Below are 24,023 nucleotides of genomic sequence, written 5' to 3' on the forward strand. Positions count from 1 at the left end.
TATAAAGAGGCAACCGGCCTGGCGTTTAAGCCAGGCGGCGCGGGTTTAAAACGAATGAAGGATGAAGAATGGGTATGTAACTACCGGACTTTTTTGATGAACAGCAAAACCAATATCGTCGCGCAGAACTCCAGCGCCGCTACGAAGTAGAGGCCGGAGGCGACACTGCCGGTGGTGGTTTTCAATGAGCCGATCAGATACGGTGCGGCGAAACCGGCCAGGTTGCCGATCGAATTGATCAGCGCAATGCCGCCAGCGGCTGCGGTGCCGGTCAGGAACGCGGCGGGAATCGACCAGAACACCGGGAATGCAGCCAGGATCCCGATAGCAGCCAGTGTCAGCGCACACAGCGCCAGCACCGCATTGCCGATGAAAAATCCGGTCAGTATCAGACCGATGCTGGCTACCAGTGTCGCCAATGCGCAGTGCAGGCGACGTTCGCCGCTACGGTCGGAATGAATGCCGTTCCAGATCATGGCGATGGTGCCGGCGAGGAATGGGATCGCGGAGATCAAGCCAATCTGCAGATTGCCGACGACGCCGATTTCCTTGATGATGGATGGCGACCAGAAGGCGATCGTAGCATTGCCGCTGACCACGCAGAAATATACCGCAGCGCAAATCCAGACCCGGTAATTGCGGCAGGCATCGCGCAACGAAGCATGCTTATGATCATGGTTTTCAGCAGCCAGAGCGCGGGTCACCGCTTGCTGCTCCGTCTGGCTCAGCCATTTGGCGTTGAGCGGCTTTTCCGGCAGGTAAAGCAACACCAGGATACCGGCCAGGACCGACGGAATGCCTTCCAGCAGGAACAGCCATTGCCAATTGGCGAAATGGCCGACGCCATCCATGCGGCTCATGATGAAACCGGCAATCGGCCCGCCGACCACGCCGGCGATTGCGAACGAGGTCATGAACAGGCCGTTGACGCGAGCCCGCCGTGCGGCCGGGAACCAGTAGGTCAGGTACAGCACCACGCCAGGGAAAAAGCCGGCTTCGAATACACCCAGGAAGAAGCGGATTACGTAGAACGAGGCCGGTGTTTTAACGTACACCATCGCCATCGAGGTCAGGCCCCAGAGGATGGTGATGCGGGCCAGGGTTTTCCGGGCGCCGATTTTCTCCAGCAGCAGGTTGCTCGGTACTTCAAACAGGAAGTAGCCGATAAAGAATATGCCGGCGCCAAGGCCGTAGATGGCTTCGCTGAATTGAAGATCCAGCAACATTTGCAGTTTGGCAAAGCCGACATTGACCCGGTCTATCCAGGCCAGCACGAACAGGAATACCAGGAATGGAATCAGCCGCCAGGCGATTTTTTTGTAAGTATCTTCCAGCGCGATCGCTGCACTATTGAGGTTGTTGCTCATTTGATGTCACCCGAAAATGGATTTGCTCCGCAGCAATTGGCGAAGGATGGCGCGGCGTTTCTTTGACGACCGTCACCGGCGGCCAAATTCATTGCAAACAAACTTGGCTACCGGATGAATCGAGTATGCGCAGCCGATTGGCAGCTGTCCAACAAGAAATTGTCAGCGCGATTGAATGGAAAATCTTATGAGCAAAAGCGGGGCGTTTAATTCAAGCGACTCAGACATGCCGCACAAATGGTGCCGTGCCGGCTTAGACAGGCGGAAAGGGCAGTTCCAGCGGGCCGGACGGCAGCCTGGCGATTTCAGGCCCCCAATTCAGTGCGAATTCGGAGGCGGTTTCCTGGGCGATGCTGGCAATCGTTTCGGTCAGGGCATTTTCCGGATCGTTGCGAAATGAGGCCATCAGCAACAAAGCCGGGAAATCGGCATCGACCCGCAGCAATTGCAGACTGCCGTCGTTGAGCTCGCGCTGGATAATTGCCGGCGGCACCACGGCGACGCCGAAACCATCACTGACCAGCCGTATCATGGTCGCCACCGAAGTAATGCAATTGATGTGCAGCGAGCCGCGTTCGCTGTTGGAAAACAGCTGCTCGATGATGGTATGCGGCCCGGAATTGCGGGCAAAACTGACCAGCGGAAAGGCCGCCAGATCGGACAGGGTCAGGGTTTCATTGCCGATCTCCAGCTTGCTGCTGCCAACCCAGCGCATCGGCAATTCGCACAGCTTGAGATTACGTATATTCGGCGCGATCACCGGTTCCGCCTGCAGCACCAGGTCGAGGTCGCCCTTGCTGAACTGCTCGCGCAAGTGGATGGTGGTGTCGCTGGCGATTTCGATTTCCAGTTGCGGAAACAGTTTGTGGATGCGGCCGATCAAATCCGGGAACCAGCTATGCACGATCGATTCGATCACGCCTATCCGCAGCACGCCCGAATAGTTGTCGCGGGCCGACATGTCTTCCTTCATTTCGCGCATCAGCTTGACGATGCGCTCGGCATACACCAACGCCTTGCTGCCATCGGTAGTTAATGCGACTTCGCGCGCGCCGCGATCGAACAGGCGCACGCCGAAATCCTGCTCCAGCGTGGCGATGCGGCTGGATACCGCGGCCTGGGTGGTGTGCAGTTTTTCCGCCGTCAGCCGGAAATTTTTCAATTTCGCCAGCCAAACGAAGGTTTCGAGGAAGCGGATATTCATCGGCGCTGTCGAGAGGCGATCATGGATAAGAGTTTAGTGTAGCGCATTGCCGTTCTTGGCGGATTTTTGCTAATTCTTCTTGCTCACTCACCCGGCAGTCTGCCTTCATCGGTCAGTGTAATGAAACGCCGCAGCAGCGTGCGCAAGGCGACGGTATCGACTGTGCCCAGGCTGCTCAACAATGCCAGCTCGGTTTGCTTGCCGGCATTGGCAATTTCTTGCGCCAGTGCCTGGCCGATGGCGGTTAGGTAAAACAGTCCGCGCTCGTTGCGTTCGCCTTGATCCACCACCACTTGCAACAAGCCGCGCGCCGTCATGTCGTCCAGTACATTGAGCAGCGGCGTGTGGCCGGCGTAGACGAACAGACGGTTCAACTCCGCCAGGCTGCGGCCGTTACGCGCGGCCAGGGTGTTCAGCACGAAAAATTCGGCATCGTTCAGGCCCTGCAGTGCGCCGAATTCGCGCAGCTTCCCATATAAATGGAAATAGGCGCTGCCGAGCAGGTAACTCATCGAATTTTCATCGAAGCTGTCGGAAGCGGCGGTGGCCTTGATCAAGGCTTCTGCTTCATCGGCCAGTTCCTTGCGGGTGGCGATCGCGTAATTGCCGCGCTGGTAAACCAAGGGAGCGATGTCGGAATGTTCAAAATGCATGACTTCGCCGACCATGATGATATGGTCGCCGCCATCGTAGCGATAGGCGGTTTTGCATTGCATGCGGGTGGTGCAACCGTCCAGCAGCGGCGCGCCGCCCATGCCGGTTTCGAGATCGAGGCCAGCGAATTTGTCGTGTGCGCGTTTGCTGAAATGGGTGGCCAGCTGGTCCTGGTCGTGCGACAGGATATGCACCGCCCAATATTCGGCGGCTTCGAAGGCCGCCAGGCTGTTGGACGATTTTGACAAGCTCCACAATACCAGCGGTGGATCGAGCGAGACCGAATTAAAGCTGTTGGCAGTGACGCCAATCAGTTTGCCATCGGGCGAGCAAGCGGTAACGATGGTGACGCCGGTGGTGAAGGTGCCCAGGGCATTGCGGAATTCGCGCTGGTCGAACGGGGGTGACGGCTGGTGTGCTGTGGACATCTGCGTTGCTTTCTAACAAATACTTTTTGGCATCATGTTATCAGGCTCTGGGCCGGAGCGAGGGGATTGTTTATCCTGATGCTTATATAAGCGCATTTTCGGCGCATGCTACGATAACAATCTATCAAGCTTGGTTCTTATTATTTGCCCTTCCCATTTTTGAAAAGATCATCCGATGTGGATAGATACCCACTGTCATCTCGACGCCGCTGAATTCGCCGGCGAACAGACGCTGGTCGCGGCGGCGGCGCAGCAGCAGGACGTCAGCTGGATTGTGATTCCGGCGGTGGAACGCGCCAATTTCGCTACGGTCGCCGCACTGGCTGCGCAACTGCCCAATTGTACCTATGCGCTGGGTATCCATCCCTTGTATGTGCCGCAAGCCGAGGAAGCCGATTTGCTGGCATTGCGCGATACGATCGCTGCGGCGTTGGCAGACCCGCGTTTTGTAGCGATCGGCGAAATCGGCCTCGATTTTTTTGTTCCCGGCATGGAAAGCGGTCCTTTGCGTGAAAAGCAGGAACATTTTTACATCGAACAGCTGAAACTGGCGCGCGAATTCGATTTACCGGTCTTGCTGCATGTGCGCCGCTCGCAAGACATTCTTCTCAAACATTTACGCCGGATCAAAGTGCAGGGCGGTATCGCCCATGCATTCAACGGCAGTTTCCAGCAAGCGGAGGCTTTCATCGGCCTGGGCTTCCGGCTCGGTTTTGGCGGCGCGATGACATTTACGCGTGCGCTGCAAATCCGGCGATTGGCCGCCGAATTGCCATTGGAGGCACTGGTACTGGAGACCGACGCCCCCGACATGTCGCCCGCCTGGCTCCATCCTGACATCAACCAGCCTCAACAGATTCCCCGCATAGGCGCTGTGCTGGCCGAATTGCGCGGGATGGCCATACCTGAACTTGCGCAGGCAACTGCCGCCAACGCCCGCGCTGCATTGCCGCGTCTGGCGGCCTTGGCTTAAGTAGCGCAAGGCGGCCTGTCTGCGCAGCGCCGTCATAGGGTTTGTGCTTGGGGTTGCTTTTTTGCAAACTCAAGCGTCATTGCCAGCCGTTTGGCTATTGTGCGGATTGCTGCTGCTGGCGACATGGCCGGCCGTAGCCGCCTGCAAAATCCGTCATCCATGTTTCAAATCAGCCGCGAACATGCTGGCCGGCGCATTGTTCGGCATAGTCTGGGCAGCACTGTTTGCTCAATACTATCTACAGCATGAATTGCCGCCGGCATGGGAAGGGCGCGACATCACCGTGATTGGCACAGTTGACAGCTTGCCGTCTTATTTCGAATCGGGCGCCCGCTTTAATTTTGCCGTGGAGAAAGTGCTGGATCAGGACGGCGTTTCACCTGTCGTTCCAAAGCGCCTGGCGCTGGCCTGGTACCAGGCCGCTGGCCAACCGCTGCAGGTTCAAGTCCAGCCTGGTGCGCGCTGGCAACTGACCGTGCGCTTGAAGCGTCCTCACGGAAATGCTAACCCTGCGGCGTTTGATTACGAAGCATGGCTGCTGGAGCGCAATCTGCGCGCCACTGGCTACGTGCGTTCTGATCAGAAACTGGCGTTAAAGAACCGGCAACTGCAGGCATTCGTATTCAGCCCGGGCAACCTGATTGAAGTGCTGCGCAGCCGCTTGCGCGAGCGCATTTTGCAAGCCTTGCCAGAGCATCGTTATGCCGGCGTGCTGGTGGCGCTTGCCGTAGGCGATCAGCGCGCCATCGATCAATCCGACTGGGAGGTATTCAATCGCACGGGTATCAGCCACCTGGTCGCCATTTCCGGCCTGCATATCACGATGATTGCCGGCATGTTCGCAGCAATCATGGCAGCGCTGTGGCGCCGTTCCTTCTTCACCAAAGCGGCCTTGCCTTTGCTGCTGCCGGCACAAAAGGTCGCAGCATTGAGCGGGGCGCTGGCAGCGCTGTGCTACGTACTGCTGGCGGGATTCGGCATACCCGCGCAACGCACCTTATACATGTTGCTGGCTGTCGCGCTGGCTTTGTGGAGTGGGCGCATCACCAGTGTTTCACATGTGTTGTGCGTGGCGCTGGCGGTGGTCTTGCTGGTCGATCCGTGGGCGTTGTTATGGCCGGGATTCTGGCTGTCGTTCAGTGCCGTCGGCGTAATCCTGTACACCAGCGTCGGCCGCAGCCAGACCGTGGCTGTAGAAGGGAAATCACTTATCTCGCGCTTCTTAGGCGTATTAAAAATGGCAGGCGCTACCCAGTACGCGGTGACCATCGGCTTGCTGCCGTTGACGACGTTATTGTTTGGCCGGGTGTCTTTGATCGGCCCGATCGCCAATGCCCTGGCGATTCCGCTGGTCGGCCTGATGGTCACGCCGCTGACGCTGTTTGCCAGCGTGTTGCCGGCACCGCTGTCGACCTGGCTGTGGCGTGGCGCGCATGCATTGATCGAACAGCTGGCAGCATTTTTGAACTGGTTAAGCGCTTTGCCATTTGCCGTATGGCAAGCGGCGCTGCCGCAGCCATGGACTTTCGCATTGGCGCTGCTGGCTACTTTATGGTTGCTGGCGCCGCGCGGATGGCCGTTGCGCTGGCTGGCGCTGGCCGGCTGGCTGCCTTTGCTACTGGATAACGGCAGCCGTCCCGGCGCCGGTGAAATGTGGGTTACTGCGCTGGATGTCGGCCAGGGAATGGCGGTATTGATAGAAACCGCCGATCATCGTTTGCTGTACGACAGCGGCCCCGCTTATTCGCCCGCATCGGATGCCGGCAGCCGCGCGATTGTGCCTTACCTGAGAGCGCGCGGCATCACCGGGCTGGATGCGCTGGTGGTGTCGCACAACCACGATGATCATTCCGGCGGTGCGTTGTCGATCATGAGTAGCGTCAAGGTAAACACGGTGTATTCATCCCTGCCGCTGGAGCACCCGATTGTGAAGGCTGCAGCCGATCACCGGCGTTGCCATGACGGTCAAGGCTGGCAGTGGGGCGGCATGAAATTTGACATGCTGTATCCCGATCTCGATCACTATCCGGTACGGGAAGCGGCACTGGCAGCGTCGAAAAAACATAATCCCAATGCCGACAGCTGCACTCTAAAGGTCACGCACGGCAAACACGTCGTTCTATTGCCCGGAGATCTGGAAACGGCACAGGAAAGGAAGTTGATCGCCAGTCAGGCCGGACAGTTGAAGGCCGATGTATTGTTAGTGCCTCATCATGGTAGCGGCACTTCGTCGACCGCCGCATTCCTGGCGGAAGTCGATCCGCAAATCGCCATGTTCCAGGTCGGCTACCGGAATCGCTTCCGCCACCCCCAACGGCAAGTGCTGGAGCGTTACCAGGCTTTGGGTATTGAGACATTACGCAATGACCATGACGGTGCAATCATGCTGAAATTCGGCGCCTCCATTACCGCCGACACCTATCGTGAGCAGCGCCGTCGCTATTGGTATGGTCGTTGACAGTGCAAGCTGTACCAATCCGGTTCTGAGCGCAAGCTCTAAAATTCCCTTTGGAACATCGCTGTTTTCGGTTTTAAATGAGACCCCATCAAGGCAGGTTTGCTGTTTTATTTATGAAATACATGGAATACATGAGCTCCGTTACGCATCCGATTTTGCACTTCATTCACGGCAACAGCTTTCCGTCAGGAACTTATCGACAGTTCCTGGAGTACCTGGGGCACGATTATGATGTGCGCTCGCTCGACATCCATGCCCATAACCCAAAGTATCCCGTCACTGACGGCTGGCCGGCGCTGGTGCAGGAATTGATTGATGAACTGGCCGCGCGTTATTCCGAACCGGTGATCCTGGTCGGCCATTCGATGGGCGGCGGCCTGGCTTTGCTGGCGGCGCACCAGCGTCCTGACCTGGTCAGTTGCGTGGTGATGCTCGACACGCCGGTAGTGGTTGGCTGGCGTGCCAGCTTGTTGCGCGGCGCGAAAGCGTTGGGACTGGATAACCGGGTCTCGCAAGCCAGGTTCTCGGCCAAACGGCGCAATCTTTGGCCGAGCGCCGAGGCTGCCTATCAGCACTTCGCCGGCAAGCAGGTGTTTGCCAACTGGGCGCCGGAAGTGTTGCGCGATTACATTACTTACGGGCTGGAGGAAGACCAGGGCAATATGGTCCTGCGCTTTCGGCGCGACATTGAAACCGCTGTCTACCGGACCTTGCCGCACGATATGGGTAACGTGCTGAAAGGTGGTTTCCCGGTGCCGATCGGTTTTGTCGGCGGCGTCGACTCGGTCGAATGCCGGCAGGCCGGACTGGACGCGACCAAGCGCCTGGTAGGGAAATATTTCAGGCAGATCCCTGGCGGCCACCTTTTCCCGATGGAAACGCCGGAACTAGCCGCAGCCACCACGCGTCAGATGATCCAGTCCCTGTCGGGCTCTCGCGCCGCTTAGGTAGAAATTAAGTGGCTACGCGGGTAGCCGGGTCACTGATTAGTTAGTAACAATTAGTAGCCATTCGAGGTCCGATGCCCGGCATGTTGTAGGATACAGGGCTATTTCCATCGAATATTGCTATGTCATCAACACAGAAAACCAAGCAAGATACAAACAAATCCCGTTCTGGCCAGATCGGAAAAAACGGCAAGGGCAGCGTGGCGCACGCGTTGTTGTTCACCATTTGCGGCCTGTTTGCGGCCGGCGTGGTCATCGGCGGCTTGCTGCTGACGTATGCGCTGGTAGTCATGACGCCGCAATTGCCGGCGCTCGACGCCATCACCGACTACCGGCCCAAAGTGCCGCTGCGCATTTACACTGCCGACCATGTCTTGATCGGCGAATTCGGCGAGGAACGGCGCAGCCTGGTCAAACTGGATGACATTCCTGCAGACATGAAGAATGCGGTGCTGGCGATTGAAGATGCACGCTTTTATCAGCATGGCGGCATCGACGTCATCGGGATTCTGCGTGCCGGATTGACCGACATCATGCATGGCGGCGCTTCGCAAGGCGCCAGCACCATCACCATGCAGGTAGCCCGCAACGTTTTCTTGTCGAGCGAAAAAACCTATTCCCGCAAGATCTATGAAATTCTGCTGGCCTACAAGATCGAGACGGCGTTGAGCAAGGATCAGATTCTTGAGGTCTACATGAATCAAATCTACCTGGGCCAGCGTTCTTTTGGTTTTGCCGCTGCCGCACGTACCTATTTCGGCAAGGACTTGAAAGACATCACCCTGGCCCAGGCAGCGATGCTGGCCGGGTTGCCGAAAGCACCCTCGGCCTACAATCCGGTGGTCAATCCGAAGCGCGCGCACGTGCGCCAGCAATATATCCTGAAGCGCATGCTCGACCTCAAGTTCATCACCCAGGAACAGTTCGATCAGGCGGCGGTGGAAGACATCCAGGTCAAGACCAAGGGTAACAACTACAGCGTCCATGCCGAGTACGCCATCGAAATGGTGCGCCAGATGTTGTACGCGCAATTCAAGGAAGACACGTACACCCGTGGCCTGAGCGTCATCACTACTCTCAGTGCAGCCGACCAGCAGGCGGCGTATGACGCGGTACGCAAGGGTGTCATGGATTACGACAGGCGCCACGGCTATCGCGGTCCGGAGGCCAACATCGAGTTACCGGCCTCTGGCGACGAGCGTGACCAGGCGATCGAAGATGCCTTGCAGGACAAGCCAGACAATGACGATATCCTGCCGGCGGTGGTGTTGAGCGCCGACGCCAAGCAGGTGCAGGTGATGTTACGCAACGATAGTACGGTCACCATCAGCGGCGAGGGTTTGCGTCTTGCCGCGGCTGCCTTGAGCCCGAAAGCCGGCAAGAATCTGCGGATTCAAAAAGGCTCCGTGATCCGCGTCATCAATACTGCAAAAGGCTGGCAAATCACGCAGCTGCCGCAGGTCGAAGCCACTTTGGTGTCGCTGACACCGCAAAGCGGCGCTATCCGCGCACTGGTAGGCGGCTTCGATTTCAACCAGAATAAATTCAACCATGTGACCCAAGCCTGGCGCCAGCCCGGCTCGACGTTCAAGCCGTTCATCTATTCGGCGGCGCTGGAAAAGGGTTTCGGGCCGGCGTCCATCATTAACGACGCGCCGGTATCCTATCCCGGCGGACCGGGGCAGGGCGCCTGGGAACCGAAGGATGACGATCAGCCAGACGGTCCGATGCCGCTGCGTACCGGCTTGCAACGGTCGAAGAATCTGATATCGATCCGTTTGCTGGATGCGATCGGTGTCAAATATGCGCAGGAATTCGTCACCAGCCATTTCGGTTTCGATATCGACAAGACTCCGCCCTATCTGCCGTTGGCTTTGGGCGCGGGACAAGTCACGCCGCTGCAACTGGTGGGCGCCTATGCGGTGCTGGCGAATGGCGGTTACAAGGTCAATCCTTATTTGATCGCGCAAGTGACCGATTCACGCGGCGCCGTATTGACCAAGGTCGAACCGCAGATCGCCGGCCAGAATGCAGCGCGGGTGCTGGATGCGCGCAACAGCTACATCATGACCAGCCTGCTGCAATCGGTAGCGCAACGCGGCACCGGCGCCGGCACCAATGTGCTGCACCGTACCGACCTGGCCGGCAAGACCGGTACCACCAACGATGCCTTTGACGGCTGGTTTGCGGGGTACCAGAACAGCCTGGTGGCGGTGGCCTGGATGGGTTACGACCAGCCCAAGAGTTTGGGCAGCCGCGAATTCGGTGCGCAACTGGCATTGCCGATCTGGACCGAATACATGGGGCGCGCCTTGCGCGGCGTGCCGAGCTATCAAATGCCTATGCCTGATGGCGTTACCACCATCAACAACGAGTTTTACTTCGATAATTTCACGCCGGGCAATGGCTTCATCGCTTCGCTTGGGCTGGGCGCCGGTGCTGCGGCCCCTGTCGAAATCGGACCTGATGGCTTACCGGTACCCGGGCCTGTGACGCCGATCACTCCGCAAGAGGATGAAAAGCAAAATATCCTCAAGCTATTTGGCGGCCATTAAGGCGTTACAGAGGTTGGATGTAAGCAAGCCGGCAATACTCGATCAGCGTATTGCCGGCTTTTCTTTTTTTGGGGAGGCCGCAAGCTAACGTAACTACTCGTAACTGTTCTATTGCGGCCATGTCCGCTGCAAAATCTGCTGCTGCAGATGCGCCGCCGCCAAGGTGCCGTAGACGCGCCCGCCCATCGCCTCGCTGCGGCTGGCGATAAACGCTTCCGCGATTGCCGCCGGCGCATGCTGCAACATCAAGGCACCCTGGACGGTCAGCATCAGACGCTGCACAAAGCGGCGTCCCAGCACCTCGCGCTGTTCGGCCGGGGTGGCCAGATCTTTCAGCAAATCATCCAGCATGCTGCGCAAGCCGGGATGTTCGTGTGCCACCTCAGCCAGCTGCGCCAGCAACAAGCCAAAGCCAGCCGGCTCGCGTTCAATCGCGCGCAGCACGTCCAGGCACATCACATTGCCGGAGCCTTCCCAGATCGAATTGACCGGTGCTTCCCGGTAAAAGCGCGCCATTGGCGCGGTTTCGACGTAGCCGTTGCCACCCCAGATTTCCATGCATTCGCCGGTGAATTCCAGCGTCCGCTTGCAAATCCAGAATTTGGCGGCGGGTGTGACGATGCGGCGCCAGGCGCGTTGCAGCGGATCGTCGGGTTGTTCGAAAGCGCTCGCCAGCTGCAGCATCAGCAACGTTGCCGCTTCGCTTTCCAGGGCGAGGTCGGACAATACGTTTTGCATCAGCGGCTGTTCTGCCAGGTGGCGGCCGAAAGCGCTGCGGTGGCGCGCATGGTGCAGCGCTTGCACCAATGCCTGGCGCATCAGGCCGGCGGAGCCAATGACGCAATCGAGGCGCGTGTGGTTGGCCATTTCGATAATGGTGGGGATGCCACGGCCTTCGTCGCCGACCATGATGCCGAAGGCATTCCGGAATTCCACCTCGCTGCTGGAATTGGAGCGATTGCCGAGTTTGTCTTTCAAACGCTGTATCTGCACCGGATTTTTACTGCCATCCGGCCGCCAGCGTGGTACGAAAAAGCAGCTCAAGCCCATTTCTGTGCGTGCCAGCACCATGTGCGCATCGCACATGGGCGCCGAGAAAAACCATTTATGGCCAGTCAGCAGGTAACCGGCGCCGCGGCCGCCACCGCCGGCAAGCGGTGTTGCCGCGGTGGTGTTGCTGCGGACATCGGAGCCACCTTGTTTTTCCGTCATGCCCATGCCGATCAGGATCGAGTTTTTGTGATCCAGCGGCAGATCACGGCCATCATGTTCACATGACAAGAGTTTTGCCTGCAAGGCGGCAAATAGCGCCGGTTCTTGCTGCAATACCGGAATCGAGGCAAATGTCATGGTGGTAGGGCAAAGCGATCCGGCTTCCACCTGGGCGTGCAGGAAATAACCGGCCGCCCGCGCCACATGGCTGCCGCTTTGCGGCTTGATCCAAGGCAGGGCGTGCAGACCCTCGCGCCGCAGCAAGCCTAGCAAGGCATGCCAGGCCGGATGAAAATCGACCGCATCGATGCGGTTGCCGAGGCGATCGAAGGTATTCAGTTCGGGCTGATGACGGTTTGCCAGCTCGGCCAGTTGCCAGGTCTCCTTGCTGCCCAGCTCGGCGCCGTAGCGTGTCAGCTGGTCGGCATGCCACTGCCCTTGCAGGCGCTTTACCCCAGCTTGCAGGACGGTGTCGTCCAGGAATAGATTGTTGCCATACAGCTCAGGCACCTGATTTGTCACTTCGTGGGTTAGCCCTTGCATGATTGATCTCCTGATATTGTTGTGCTGAGTCACTTGAATATGTAGGGTGGGCACCGTGTGCCCACGCGTTTGCGTGATAACCGGAGTATAAGACGGCGGAGCGCTGCGTGGGCACACGGTGCCCACCCTGCAGAAAAGGCCGGATTTGGCCGCCAAGTTTAAAAACCGTGTTAACTTCGTCTGTCAGGTAAAATGCTGTTTGTATTTCACAACCTGCAGCCCATATTCGTCGCCTATGTCCTACCAAGTTCTCGCCCGTAAATATCGCCCCAGAAGTTTCGATACGCTGGTCGGCCAGGAACACGTCGTTAGGGCCTTGACGCACGCCTTGGAGCAACAGCGTTTGCACCATGCCTATCTGTTCACCGGCACCCGCGGTGTCGGCAAGACTACTTTGTCGCGGATTCTGGCGAAATCGCTGAATTGCATCGGCGCCGACGGCAACGGCGGCATTACCGCAGCGCCGTGCGGTGTATGCGAAGTCTGCGTGGCGATAGATGCCGGGCGTTTCGTCGACTATATCGAGATGGACGCGGCATCCAATCGCGGCGTCGACGAAATGGCGCAATTGCTTGAGCAAGCGGTCTATGCGCCGTCGAACGCGCGCTTCAAGGTCTACATGATCGATGAAGTGCACATGCTGACCAACCATGCCTTCAACTCGATGCTGAAGACGCTGGAAGAGCCGCCGGAACACGTCAAGTTCATCCTGGCGACCACCGATCCGCAAAAAATCCCGGTAACGGTGCTGTCGCGCTGCCTGCAGTTCAACCTGAAGCAGATGCCGCCCGGCCATATCATCGCCCATCTGGATAATATCCTGGGCCAGGAACAAATCGAATTCGAAACCCCGGCTTTACGTTTGCTGGCGCAAGGCGCACATGGTTCGATGCGCGATGCGCTCTCGCTGACCGATCAGGCGATCGCCTATGCCGCCGGCAAAGTGACATTGGACGCTGTGCAAGGCATGCTGGGCGCGCTCGACCAGTCTTATCTGATCCGTGTGCTCGATGCGCTGGCGCAAAAAGACGGTCCCGGTTTGCTGGCAGTCGCCGACGACATGGCCAGCCGTAGCCTGTCATATAACGCTGCGCTGCAGGACCTGGGCACTTTGCTGCATCGGGTAGCCTTGGCGCAAAGCGTCCCCGCAGCCCTGGCCGACGATTTGCCGGAACGTGAAGAAGTGATCCGGCTGGCGGCCTTGTTCGATGCCGAGGAAGTACAACTGTTTTACCAGATCGCCGTGCATGGCCGTAATGAACTGGGATTGGCGCCGGACGAATATGCCGGTTTCTCGATGACCTTGCTGCGCATGCTGGCATTCCGGCCGCAAGCCGACGGCAGCACGGTAGCGCCGCCGCCGGTCAGCCGGCCGCGCCCTCAGGTTAGTGCAGCGCCAGCGACGCAGCCGGCTCCTGCATCCAGGCCGGCCGCGACGCAAGCTCCGGCAGCAGCATCGGTAGCACCAGCGGCAGCGCGCCTGAGCAGCGCACCGCAGACAGTCAGCACCAGCGCGCCGGTGGCGCGCCCGGATACGAGCGCCATGAGTCCGGCGAGAGCCGCGCTGGAAGCGGCGCGCGCTGCTGCATCTTCGCGCAAGGGTGGCGCCGCGGCGCGGCCGCAGCCGGGCCAGACGCAGGTGGCGCCAGCCAGCCAGCCAGCAGTGGCGGAAGCCAAGCCTGCAGCGCCGGCTTATGTGAAGCAAGCACCGCAAAATTCTTCCGTGCCGCCTTGGGAAGAAGAGATCCCTCTGCCCACGGATTTGCCAGATACCGAATTTTCCAGTTCGGCGGCTGAAAAAAAAACTGAATCGTACGCACAATTCGCCCCCCCACGCGCATCTGCCACAGGTGGCGTGAGCGGGGCGGCAAACGTGGCTGCAAACGGGGCTGCAAACAATAACCGCCAGGCCGCGCGCCCCGAACCTGTTGTCCAGCAACCTGCGGCTCCGGTAGAGCCCTTACCGCCGCTGGTGCTGCAACCCGATCCGAACCTGAACTGGGATGGCAACTGGCCGTTGCTGGCCGCCAACCTGGCAGTACGCGGTGTGGCGCATCAGCTGGCGCAGCAGAGCGAACTGATTAAATCCGACAGTAGCGGCGCGGCAGTGCAATTCCATCTCCGTATTCCTTTCGATACCTTGCGCTCGGCCGGCAGTGTTGATAAGTTGGAGGTGGCGCTGACCGAGCATTTCGGTCGCAATGTAAAAGTGGAAACCGAGCTTGGCCCGGTCCGCCATACCGCCAATGCCCAGGCCATGGCAGCACAGGCAGAACGGCAGCGCCTGGCAGAACAGACTGCGCAAAACGACCCGTTCATTCAGAGCATGATGCGCGAATTCGGCGCTTCGATCGTGCCGGGATCGATCAAGCCGTTGGGGTAATCAACTTTTTTTGTAATCAATTTTTTTGTAATGAAATTTTTTGTAATGAATTTTTTGTTTTCATAGGAGAAGCATCATGATGAAGGGCCAAATAGCAGGGCTGATGAAACAAGCCCAGGCAATGCAAGACAACATGAAGAAGATGCAAGACCAATTGGCCTTGATCGAAGTCGAAGGCGAATCGGGCGCCGGCCTGGTGAAAGTCGTGATGACTTGTAAAAACGCCGTCAAGCGGGTAGCGATCGACGCTTCCTTGCTGGCCGACGACAAGGACATGCTGGAAGATCTGGTTGCCGCCGCTTTCAACGACGCGGTGCGTAAAGCTGAAGCGCTGTCGGCCGAAAAAATGTCCGGCCTGACTGCCGGCATGCCAGCCGGTTTCAAATTGCCATTCTGACCAATCTCATTTTTGAGCACCGCATGATTCAAGGCTTGACGTGAAAATTCCTTCCAGTCTTACCTTACTCACCGAAGCCTTGCGTCATCTGCCCGGTGTCGGTCCGAAATCGGCGCAGCGCATGGCTTATCACTTGTTGCAGCATGACCGTGACGGTGCAGCGTTGCTGGGACGGGCGCTGACCCAGGCGGTCGATCAGATCCGCCACTGCGCGCTATGCAATACCTTCACCGAGAACGAGGTCTGCGAAACCTGCCTCGATCCTGATCGCGATCCTACCTTGCTGTGCGTGGTGGAGACGCCTACCGACCAGTTGATGATTGAACAGACCCTGACTTTCAAGGGCTTGTATTTTGTCCTGATGGGACGTTTGTCGCCGTTGGACGGCATCGGCCCGAAAGACATCCAGTTGGAAAAACTGATCGGCCGCGCCACCGACGGCGTGGTGACGGAAGTCGTGCTGGCGACCAATTTCACTAACGAAGGCGAAGCCACCGCTCACTACATCAGCGAAACCATGAAAGCTCGCGGCCTGCAAGTCAGCCGCCTGGCGCGCGGCGTGCCGGTGGGAGGCGAGCTGGAGTATGTCGATGCCGGCACCATCGCCCGTGCGATGCTGGACAGACGCGCGACCTGACACTTAGTGTCAGGTACGGACGCTGGCGAGGCCGTTGGCGAAGCCAATCTGTCATGCCAAAAAAACATAATGACGAGTGGCTACTAATTTCCAGGCAGACAGTATTATCATAGAGTCCGCAAGTAACTGAATTTCCGAACAGCCACATCAAGATGGCAAAGAAAAGAACCATTACTGACATAAACATAAATTTAGCAGTAGTGAAATAACCCTGGATATACGAGGAGACAATATGAAGTTCAGCTGGAAGCAGTTTGGCATCGCCCTTTGCCTGTTCTTGGCGGGATACCTGACATTCAATGGAAAATTGTTTGCGCAGACCCCGGAGAAAACCAAAGTGGCCATCGCGGTGGGTGGCAAAAACCTGTTCTATTACCTGCCGCTGACGATTGCCGAGCAGCTCGGTTATTTCAAGGATGAAGGCCTGGATGTGACGATTTCCGATTTCGCCGGCGGCGCCAAAGCGCTGCAGGCGCTGATCGGCGGCAGCGCCGACGTGGTCTCCGGTGCGTTCGAACACACCATCAGCATGCAGGCCAAGAATCAGCACATCACCGCATTCGTGCTGCAGGGCCGGGCGCCGCAAATCGTTATGGGCGTGTCCAACAAGACCATGCCCAACTATAAGTCGATTGCCGATCTGAAAGGCAAGAAGATCGGCGTTACCGCGCCGGGTTCCTCGACCAGCATGATGTCCAACTTCGTCTTGGCCAAGGGCGGCCTGAAACCGACCGACGTCTCTTACATCGGCGTGGGCGCCTCGGCCGGCGCATTGTCGGCGCTGCGCACCGGTTCCATCGACGTGATCGTCAATCTCGATCCGCTGATCACCATGATGCAGCACAATAATGAGATCAGGATCATTGCCGACACACGCACATTGAAAGATACCAATGCCGTGTTTGGCGGCCCTATGCCGGCAGCCACCTTGTACGCCTCCGCCGATTTCATCAAGAAATACCCGAATACCACGCAAGCTCTGACCAACGCCATGGTGCGCGCCCTGAAATGGCTGCAAAAAGCTGGACCGTCGGACATCGTCAAAGCGGTGCCGGAGAACTATCAGCTGGGTGACCGTGCCTTGTACATCGAAGCTTTCATGAAAGTGCGCGAGGCGCTGTCACCGGACGGTACGATTCCTGACGCCGGCCCGAAAGTCGCGCTGCACGCATTGGAAGCATTCGATCCTGAGCTGGCCGGCAAGAATATCGATCTGTCGCAAACTTATACCAATGAGTTTGTAAAAAAGGCCAACGCCAAGTACAAATGATACGGGTAGGGTGGGCAAGGTTTTTGCCCACGCGTGACCTCAAATTCGTCGCCATGCTTATGTCGATACCGCGTGGGCAAAAACCTTGCCCGCCCTACCAGTCAGTAGCAAGAAGTCAATCCCTACTCCCATGATTCCAGCTCTCCATCTCGACAACGTCAGTTGTACCTTCATCTCCAAAGACGATCGGTCCCAGCGTTACACCGCAGTAGCTGACACCAATTTGTCGATTGCACCGGGCGAATTCGTTTCCGTGGTCGGGCCGACCGGTTGCGGTAAGTCGACCTTGCTGAATGTCGGCGCCGGTTTGCTGCAGCCTTCATCCGGCAGCGTCAAGGTGTTTGGCGAGCCGCTGCTCGGCATCAACCGCCGCGCCGGTTATATGTTCCAGGCTGAAGCGCTGATGCCGTGGCGCAGTGCGCTGCAAAATGTCATCGCCGGCTTGCAGTATCGGGAAACCGATGAAGCCAAGGCGCGCCAGCTGGGTGAGGAATGGCTGGCGCGAGTCGGCTTGCAAGGCTTTGGCGACCGTTATCCGCATCAGCTCTCGGGCGGCATGCGCAAGCGGGTGGCGCTGGCGCAGACCTTGATTCTGGATCCCGACATCATCCTGATGGATGAACCGTTTTCAGCATTGGATATCCAGACCCGGCAACTGATGGAAAACGAAGTGCTGGACCTGTGGAGCGCCAAACGCAAGGCGGTACTGTTCATTACCCACGATCTGGATGAGGCGATCGCCATGTCGGACCGGGTGGTGGTGCTGTCAGCCGGGCCGGGAACCCATCCGATCGGCGAGTTCGTGATTGATTTGCCGCGCCCGCGCGATGTGGCTGAAATCCGTAACGAGCCGCGTTTTGTCGAGCTGCACCAGCAGATCTGGAGCGTGCTGCGCGACGAAGTGTTGAAGGGTTATCAGCAGCAAAAGAAAGTCGCTTAAGGGCAGCTCGAATAGCCCTATTACGTCTCGGCGACCCCGTCATTCCCGCGAACGCGGGAATCTATTTTAAATTAGTAACTTGGATCCCCGCGTTCGCGGGGATGACGGAGTTTTTAGAAGTCGCTGTAACAACGGGATCTGGAATAACAAGGATAAAACGGAACCATGTGGAAAGCCATCAAGCCGAATTATAAGAATCTGCGGGTATATCAAGTCTTGGTACTGGTGATATTTTTCTTCATCTGGCACCTGGCGACGCGCAATCCGCAAACGGCATTTTTCTTCGGCGAGCCGATCAAGGTGCTGCAACGTGTCTGGCAGTGGTTTACTGTCGGCAGCGGGTCACTCGAAGTCGGTTTCGGCGACCACACCTGGTTCACGCTGACGTTCCCGGCGGAGATTTATTCGCACCTGCTGATCACCCTGACCGAGACCATGCTGGCATTTGGCATAGGCACGATATTCGGTCTTGGCGTCGGTTTATGGCTAGCCCTGTCGCCTTTGACGTCGGCCATTCTGGACCCTTACATCAAAGCGTCGAACGCGATGCCGCGGGTGATCCTGGCGCCGATTTTTGCGATGTGGTTCGGACTCGGCATCTGGTCCAAGGTGGCGCTGGCGGTGACGCTGGTATTTTTCATCGTGTTTTTCAACGTCTATCAAGGCGTCAGGGAAGTCAGCCCGGTGGTGCTCGCCAATGCCCGCATGCTAGGCGCCAACCAGCGCCAGCTGTTGCGCACGGTGTACCTGCCGTCAGCCACTTCCTGGGTGTTTTCCAGTCTGCATACCTCGGTCGGGCTGGCTTTCGTCGGTGTAATCGTCGGTGAATACCTCGGTTCGGCACGAGGTGTCGGCTACCTGATCTTGCAAGCCGAAGGTGCGTTCGACATCAATACCGTGTTTGCCGGGATTCTGGTGCTGACTGCCTTTGCGCTGGTGCTCGATACGGTGGTGGGGATGATCGAAAAACGTTTGATGAAGTGGCAACCCAAGAGTGGCGAGACCGAGCGCTTGTGAGTAGCGCAGCGATCGGTTGCCGATCGATGATTTGCTTTCAAGTAAAAAATCGGCTGTCGCTGTGCATTTTTAACAATTATTCCAATAATTATTTCATTTAATAGATACAAAACACATTACGAAAGCCGTCAAATCATCTATTCTCATCATGTCATCTTGATTATGTTGCTGGTTCTCCAACGTTATAAAATGCCGACCCCCAGATGAATGCCCGGCAGGGGCTTTTGATGGATCCGATGAGCATCTGTAACAACCGCTAGCGAACGACGGTTGGGTTGCTCCTTGGCTTTTGAGGAGAAATACATGACAAAACTCGACCTTTCGCGTCGCAGTTTTTTGAAGGCTAGCGTAGTGGCCGGTGTGTCGGTTTACGTAGCGCCTATCGGTGGCAAAGCATTTGCTGCCTTGTTCGAAGAAAAAATCCTGACGCCCATCCAGTGGGATAGCAGCAACGGCCAGGTCAAATTCCGTATCGATGGTATTGCCAAGGTGACCGGCGCCAAGGTCTTCGCGCGCGATGTACGCGCGCGCGACATGCCGCACTGGCCGAACCAGCAGGCGCATGCATTCATCCTGCGCGCCACCAAGGCCGACCGCAATTTCCTCGGCTTTGACCTGGGGTTGCTCGGCGACGAACTGAAGCCGGACCGGGTAGTCACTGCCGCCGACCTGGCGCGGGACGGCGTGGCGTTCCCGGCGTTTTACGGCGAAGACATGCTGCTGCCGGCCGGTAAGACGCCAGCCTACCTGGGGCATGCCGTAGCGATCCTGATCTATAACGATTTCGCCCGTTTCCGCTTTGCCAAAGACAAGCTGCAGTTCAAGGATGAAATCATCCAGTACGGTCCGGTGACCGGCCCGCTGGAGCGCGATCCGTGGGGCACCTTCCGCTTCGTGCGGGTAGGCGGCGCGACATCGTTCGACGATGACGTCTTTTCCAGCCTGAAGAATGCGCCGGTATTCCCGAGCATGATGCGCAAGCACCAGCCGGTATGGCCGGACGGCCAGGAACATGGCAAGCTGGGTGGGCAGGGCATGTTTTACGCGGCCCGGATCCAGGAGGAACTGGATCACCCGCCGGCCGACTGGCTGGTCATGGAGCGCGACTACAACACGCAGTCGATAGATACCGCGGCGCTGGAACCAGACAATGCCAATTGCTGGTACGACAGCGCCAACCAGGCCCTGCACATGGTGGTGCCGACCCAGTCGCCAAGCGAAGTGGTGGCGAGTGCCATCGAGATGATGAAGAAGGGCAAATTCCCGCTCAAGCAGTTGTTCCTCCATCCTTGCTACACGGTCGGTTACGGCTCCAAGGATCACTACAATTTTCCGTTCTACGGCCTGGTGACCGCGCTCTATGCTGACGGTAAACCGGTGCGGCTGGCGAATGACCGCTACGAACAGTTCCAGACTTCGATCAAGCGTCACGCCTTCAAGATGCACTACCGCATCGCGGTCGACCGCAAGACCGGTTTGCTGCAATCGTTCAAAGGCGAGTTCGAAGCCAATGGCGGCGGCCGCGCCAACTTCTCGCCATCGGTAGCGATGGTGGGCGCTACCGCGGCGCAATCGATTTATTATTTCCCGAAAAACGACCTGGCCGCTGTCGCCATCGCTACACGTGCGATTGACGCCGGTTCGGCGCGTGGCTACGGCACGCTGCAAAGTATGGCGGCGACAGAGATGATGATCGACGAAATGGCGGAAAAGCTCGGTCTCGACGCCATCGATTTCCGCCTGACGAATGCGCTGCGCTCTGGCATGAAAAATACCCAGGGAGCGATTCCTGCCGGCGCGATCCGGGTTGACGAAGTGCTGCAGAAAGCCAAAAGCCATCCTTTGTGGATCAATCGCGCCAAGAAAAAAACGGAATACGAAGCCGCCCATCCGGGCTATCGCTACGGCGTCGGCTTTGCCTGCGTGCAGAAGGATTTCGGCACCGGCGCCGAGACCTCGTTTGCCAAAGTGGAAATCGGCGCCGACGGCCAGATTCATCTGTCGCACAGCGGTGCTGAAATCGGCACCGGCATGTCGACTTCGCAAGCGCTCGCTTGCGCCAAGTGGCTGGGCAAACCGGCGCATGAAGTGCGTACCTCTGTGACCGACTGGGGCGATCTGCCGGTGGTCACCAGCGGCGATCCCTACATCATGAGCCAGGCCGAGCAAGACAAGCTGGCCGCCAATCCGCGCTGGTCGCCGGGGTATGTCTCGCCATCCAGCGCCACCAATTCGGCTTTCTACTTCACCCACAGCACGCGTGAAGCGGCGCGGGTGGTCTTCATGCACGGCCTGTGGCCGGCGGCGATGGCGATCTGGAGCACCGGCATCGGCGGTGGCCAGGCTGCACCGCTGGTAGTGCGGGTTGAAGATGCGCGCTGGGTCGACGGCAAGTTGTCCGCCGCCGGCCTGGAAGCGTTGCCTTATGACCAATTGGTGAAGAAAGCCCATGAGCTTGGGCTGGTGACCGGCGCCACCGTGCATGTCTTCAATCGCTGGCAATGGGCTGAAGCCGAGTTCGAGATTCTCGGCAATGTGGTGCGGATCCCGCTTGACGGTTTATCGGTGCATTATGGCGACGGCGCCGACAAGGCACGCAAAGCCAAGATGAGCACCGCCGGCGGTTACGAAGTACTCAATCGCAAGAAAGTATTCATCCCGCCGACCCAGCGCAATAACGCTGCCGTGACTTACTACAGCGCAGTCGGCACACTGGTCGAACTGGCGGTGCACGAAGCCAGCGGCAAGGTCGAGTTGCTGACGCATCACTCGATCATGGAATGCGGCAATCAGCTATCGCCGCAACTGGTTTCCGGGCAGCTGCAGGGCGGTTTGGCGATGGGCATCGGCCACGCCCTGCACGAATATCTGCCGCTCTATGAAGACGGACCGGGTAACGGCAGCTGGAACTTCAATCGCTATGAGCTGCCGCGCGCCAAGGATGTCGCGGTATGGACCCAAACCGGCGAGGTGCTGCCGCCGCTGACCGAGACCGATCCGCCCAAGGGCATCGCCGAAGTGGTGATGATTCCGGTAGTTGGCGCCATCGTCAACGGCATCGCCCACGCCATCGGCCATCGCTTCACCGATCTGCCGGTAACTCAACAAAAAATTCAGGAGGCTCTGGCATGAGCATGACTACCCACCCCATCACCATGCATATCAACGGCAAGCCGGTCGGCCCGGTGCCGGTGCCGGACGGCATCATGATGATCGATTTCCTGCACGAATACCTGGACCTGACCGGCTCGCGCCTGGGTTGCGGCCAGGGTGTTTGCCGCGCTTGCGTGGTGATTCTCGACAAGCCGGACGGCACCAGCGAAGAAGTGCGTTCCTGCATCACCGGCGCGCATTTTTTCGAAGGCAAGAAAGTGCGTACCGTGGAGGGTCACGCCCAGCGCAACGAGCAGGGCGAAGTGGTAGCGTTGTCGCCGATCCAGCAAAAATTCCTTGAACATTACAGCTTCCAGTGCGGCTACTGTACCCCGGGCTTCGTCAATGCCGCCACGGTGTTGCTGGAAAAACTGAAACGCCAGCCGGTCGGCAAGGACCAGCTCGATCAAGCCATTACTGACGGATTGAACGATCATATCTGCCGTTGCACCGGCTACGTGCGCTACTTCGAAGCGGTCAAGGAAGTGGCGCTGACAACGCCTGGACTGGTAAAGGATGCCAAGTGATGACTAAGGTCCGATATCTCCGCAATGCATTGCGCATTGCGGCGGCTCCGCTGCTGGCGGCCGCGTTGTTGGCGGCTTGCGATGGCAGCAGCAGTTCAGCCGCCCAGGCCGCCAGCCAAAGCGCAGTCAAGCCAGGCAGCGCCGATCAGTTGGCCCTCGGGCGTTACCTGACCAATGCTGCCGATTGCGCCGCCTGCCACACCACCGCCACTGGTGCAGCGTTCGCCGGCGGGGTCGAGTTGGCTTCGCCGTTCGGCAAATTCTACGGTTCCAACATCACGCCGGACAAGCAGCACGGCATCGGCAAATGGAGCGCCGACCAGTTTTACAAGGCTTTGCATGATGGCGTAACGCCGGACAAACACCTGTATCCGGCCATGCCGTACACCTCGTATCGCTCGATGACGCGCGCGGATAGCGACGCCATCTACGCCTACCTGATGCAGCAGAAGCCAGTCGCCGTGCCAAGCAAGGAGGCGGACTTGAAATTCCCGTACAACATGCGCTTCGGGATGATGTTCTGGAATGTGCCGTTCCTGAAGAATTCGCTGACTGATGCTTCAACCGGCCAGTCCCCGGCCTGGTTGCGTGGTCAGTATCTGAGCAATGCACTCGGCCACTGCGCAGAGTGTCATTCGCCGCGCGGCGTTTTCGGCCAGCTTGATTTGTCCAAGCCGCTGACTGGAGCTGCCCTCGGCCGCGTTGCCGCGCCGAATATCACGCCTGCCGGTTTGGCGGCGGTGGGCTGGACTGCCGCGGATTTGCAGACCTTTTTCTCGACCGGTATCGCGCCTCAGGGATCTGCCTACGGCGAGATGTTCCCTGTCGTGCATCTGAGTACGCAATACCTGAGCAAGGACGATCTGAACGCTGTCATCACTTATCTGATGGGCGACAAGCCGCTACCGCCGGAACCAGTCAAGACCATCACCGCCGATGCGACTGAACTGGATGCCGGCAAGCGTTTGTACACCGCGGTCTGTGCCGGTTGCCATGGCTTCCAGGGCGACGGCAAGGCACACGTTGCGGTGGCGATGAAGGGTAATTCGACGGTACGCAATGCCGATCCGCACAACTTGATCGTAACCATGCTGGACGGGATTGAAGCGCAGAAATTCCCCGGCACTGAAAGCCTGCAAGACATGCCCGCTTTCAGCGGTCAGTTGAGCGACAAGGAACTGGCGCAACTGACCAATTTCCTGCGCGCTACCTGGGGTGGGCAGGCGGCCGACATCACGCCGGACCGTATCAAGGCGATGCGTCTGACGACGGCGCATTAAGCGCCATAGAGTAGTTTCAGAGCAGGATCGACCGTGCAAGCGGCCGATCCTGTTTTTCATTACACTGATAAAAATCCG

Annotated in this window: 17 protein-coding genes; 13 read left to right on the forward strand and 4 right to left on the reverse strand. The window is 58.2% G+C overall.

What is annotated here, in order from left to right:
• Positions 1–80 precede the first annotated feature (80 nt).
• The 3 genes from KHU29_RS00245 to KHU29_RS00255 form a co-directional block, all read right to left on the reverse strand.
• The gene (locus KHU29_RS00245; RefSeq protein WP_211450711.1) at positions 81–1,367 is read right to left on the reverse strand and encodes an MFS transporter; all 1,287 of its coding nucleotides are present in this window, start codon (positions 1,365–1,367) and stop codon (positions 81–83) included.
• 253 nt (positions 1,368–1,620) lie between these two features.
• On the reverse strand, positions 1,621–2,571 hold the full coding sequence (locus KHU29_RS00250; RefSeq protein ID WP_211450712.1) for a LysR family transcriptional regulator: 951 nt from the start codon (positions 2,569–2,571) through the stop codon (positions 1,621–1,623).
• An 83-nt stretch (positions 2,572–2,654) separates the two neighbouring features.
• Positions 2,655–3,653: a flavin reductase gene (locus KHU29_RS00255; RefSeq protein ID WP_211450713.1), complete on the reverse strand. Its 999-nt coding sequence runs from the start codon at positions 3,651–3,653 to the stop codon at positions 2,655–2,657.
• Positions 3,654–3,828: 175 nt separating this feature from the next.
• On the opposite strand from KHU29_RS00255, the gene KHU29_RS00260 reads away from it, so the two are divergent.
• The 4 genes from KHU29_RS00260 (at position 3,829) to KHU29_RS00275 (ending at position 10,586) form a co-directional block, all read left to right on the forward strand.
• Positions 3,829–4,626, forward strand: coding sequence for a TatD family hydrolase (locus tag KHU29_RS00260; RefSeq protein WP_211450714.1), 798 nt, complete (start codon positions 3,829–3,831; stop codon positions 4,624–4,626).
• 19 nt (positions 4,627–4,645) lie between these two features.
• Positions 4,646–7,084: a DNA internalization-related competence protein ComEC/Rec2 gene (locus KHU29_RS00265; protein ID WP_211451109.1), complete on the forward strand. Its 2,439-nt coding sequence runs from the start codon at positions 4,646–4,648 to the stop codon at positions 7,082–7,084.
• Positions 7,085–7,206: 122 nt separating this feature from the next.
• A complete protein-coding gene (locus tag KHU29_RS00270; protein ID WP_211450715.1) occupies positions 7,207–8,031 on the forward strand; it encodes an alpha/beta fold hydrolase in 825 nt (274 codons plus the stop codon).
• 122 nt (positions 8,032–8,153) lie between these two features.
• On the forward strand, positions 8,154–10,586 hold the full coding sequence (locus KHU29_RS00275) for a penicillin-binding protein 1A (RefSeq protein WP_211450716.1): 2,433 nt from the start codon (positions 8,154–8,156) through the stop codon (positions 10,584–10,586).
• Between the two features lie 108 nt (positions 10,587–10,694).
• On the opposite strand, the gene KHU29_RS00280 is transcribed toward KHU29_RS00275, so the two are convergent.
• Positions 10,695–12,341 (reverse strand): isovaleryl-CoA dehydrogenase, encoded by a 1,647-nt coding sequence (locus KHU29_RS00280; RefSeq protein ID WP_211450717.1) that lies wholly within the window; start codon positions 12,339–12,341, stop codon positions 10,695–10,697.
• Positions 12,342–12,576: 235 nt separating this feature from the next.
• On the opposite strand from KHU29_RS00280, the gene KHU29_RS00285 reads away from it, so the two are divergent.
• From KHU29_RS00285 to KHU29_RS00325, 9 genes are all read left to right on the forward strand, one after another.
• Positions 12,577–14,724 carry a DNA polymerase III subunit gamma/tau gene (locus tag KHU29_RS00285; protein WP_211450718.1) on the forward strand — a complete coding sequence of 716 codons (2,148 nt, stop codon included), beginning with the start codon at positions 12,577–12,579 and terminating at the stop codon, positions 14,722–14,724.
• Positions 14,725–14,800: 76 nt separating this feature from the next.
• Positions 14,801–15,121 (forward strand): YbaB/EbfC family nucleoid-associated protein, encoded by a 321-nt coding sequence (locus KHU29_RS00290; RefSeq protein ID WP_092356624.1) that lies wholly within the window; start codon positions 14,801–14,803, stop codon positions 15,119–15,121.
• Between the two features lie 40 nt (positions 15,122–15,161).
• The gene (gene recR / locus KHU29_RS00295; RefSeq protein WP_175511255.1) at positions 15,162–15,758 is read left to right on the forward strand and encodes a recombination mediator RecR; all 597 of its coding nucleotides are present in this window, start codon (positions 15,162–15,164) and stop codon (positions 15,756–15,758) included.
• A 232-nt stretch (positions 15,759–15,990) separates the two neighbouring features.
• The gene (locus KHU29_RS00300; RefSeq protein ID WP_211450719.1) at positions 15,991–17,028 is read left to right on the forward strand and encodes an ABC transporter substrate-binding protein; all 1,038 of its coding nucleotides are present in this window, start codon (positions 15,991–15,993) and stop codon (positions 17,026–17,028) included.
• A gap of 130 nt (positions 17,029–17,158) precedes the next feature.
• Positions 17,159–17,968: an ABC transporter ATP-binding protein gene (locus KHU29_RS00305; RefSeq protein ID WP_211450720.1), complete on the forward strand. Its 810-nt coding sequence runs from the start codon at positions 17,159–17,161 to the stop codon at positions 17,966–17,968.
• A 165-nt stretch (positions 17,969–18,133) separates the two neighbouring features.
• Positions 18,134–18,985 carry an ABC transporter permease gene (locus tag KHU29_RS00310; protein WP_211450721.1) on the forward strand — a complete coding sequence of 284 codons (852 nt, stop codon included), beginning with the start codon at positions 18,134–18,136 and terminating at the stop codon, positions 18,983–18,985.
• Between the two features lie 303 nt (positions 18,986–19,288).
• Positions 19,289–22,117, forward strand: a complete 2,829-nt coding sequence (locus KHU29_RS00315; protein WP_211450722.1) for a xanthine dehydrogenase family protein molybdopterin-binding subunit — start codon at positions 19,289–19,291, stop codon at positions 22,115–22,117.
• Complete coding sequence (locus KHU29_RS00320; protein WP_211450723.1) at positions 22,114–22,665, forward strand: (2Fe-2S)-binding protein; 552 nt, start codon at positions 22,114–22,116, stop codon at positions 22,663–22,665. The genes KHU29_RS00315 and KHU29_RS00320 overlap by 4 nt, the downstream gene beginning before the upstream one ends.
• A complete protein-coding gene (locus KHU29_RS00325) occupies positions 22,665–23,945 on the forward strand; it encodes a c-type cytochrome (protein WP_211450724.1) in 1,281 nt (426 codons plus the stop codon). The genes KHU29_RS00320 and KHU29_RS00325 overlap by 1 nt, the downstream gene beginning before the upstream one ends.
• The last annotated feature ends 78 nt before the right edge of the window (positions 23,946–24,023 follow it).

Source organism: Collimonas antrihumi (assembly GCF_018304965.1).
GTDB classification, from domain to species: domain Bacteria; phylum Pseudomonadota; class Gammaproteobacteria; order Burkholderiales; family Burkholderiaceae_D; genus Collimonas; species Collimonas antrihumi.

Coding starts and splice junctions, on each gene's coding strand:
- KHU29_RS00300 (WP_211450719.1), top strand. CDS start 15,991: ATGAAGTTCAGCTGGAAGCAGTTTGGCATCGCCCTTTGCCTGTTCTTG.
- KHU29_RS00315 (WP_211450722.1), top strand. CDS start 19,289: ATGACAAAACTCGACCTTTCGCGTCGCAGTTTTTTGAAGGCTAGCGTA.
- KHU29_RS00260 (WP_211450714.1), top strand. CDS start 3,829: ATGTGGATAGATACCCACTGTCATCTCGACGCCGCTGAATTCGCCGGC.
- KHU29_RS00255 (WP_211450713.1), bottom strand. CDS start 3,653: ATGTCCACAGCACACCAGCCGTCACCCCCGTTCGACCAGCGCGAATTC.
- KHU29_RS00280 (WP_211450717.1), bottom strand. CDS start 12,341: ATGCAAGGGCTAACCCACGAAGTGACAAATCAGGTGCCTGAGCTGTAT.
- KHU29_RS00325 (WP_211450724.1), top strand. CDS start 22,665: ATGACTAAGGTCCGATATCTCCGCAATGCATTGCGCATTGCGGCGGCT.
- KHU29_RS00320 (WP_211450723.1), top strand. CDS start 22,114: ATGAGCATGACTACCCACCCCATCACCATGCATATCAACGGCAAGCCG.
- KHU29_RS00290 (WP_092356624.1), top strand. CDS start 14,801: ATGATGAAGGGCCAAATAGCAGGGCTGATGAAACAAGCCCAGGCAATG.
- KHU29_RS00245 (WP_211450711.1), bottom strand. CDS start 1,367: ATGAGCAACAACCTCAATAGTGCAGCGATCGCGCTGGAAGATACTTAC.
- KHU29_RS00270 (WP_211450715.1), top strand. CDS start 7,207: ATGGAATACATGAGCTCCGTTACGCATCCGATTTTGCACTTCATTCAC.
- KHU29_RS00250 (WP_211450712.1), bottom strand. CDS start 2,571: ATGAATATCCGCTTCCTCGAAACCTTCGTTTGGCTGGCGAAATTGAAA.
- KHU29_RS00285 (WP_211450718.1), top strand. CDS start 12,577: ATGTCCTACCAAGTTCTCGCCCGTAAATATCGCCCCAGAAGTTTCGAT.
- KHU29_RS00305 (WP_211450720.1), top strand. CDS start 17,159: ATGATTCCAGCTCTCCATCTCGACAACGTCAGTTGTACCTTCATCTCC.
- KHU29_RS00310 (WP_211450721.1), top strand. CDS start 18,134: ATGTGGAAAGCCATCAAGCCGAATTATAAGAATCTGCGGGTATATCAA.
- KHU29_RS00275 (WP_211450716.1), top strand. CDS start 8,154: ATGTCATCAACACAGAAAACCAAGCAAGATACAAACAAATCCCGTTCT.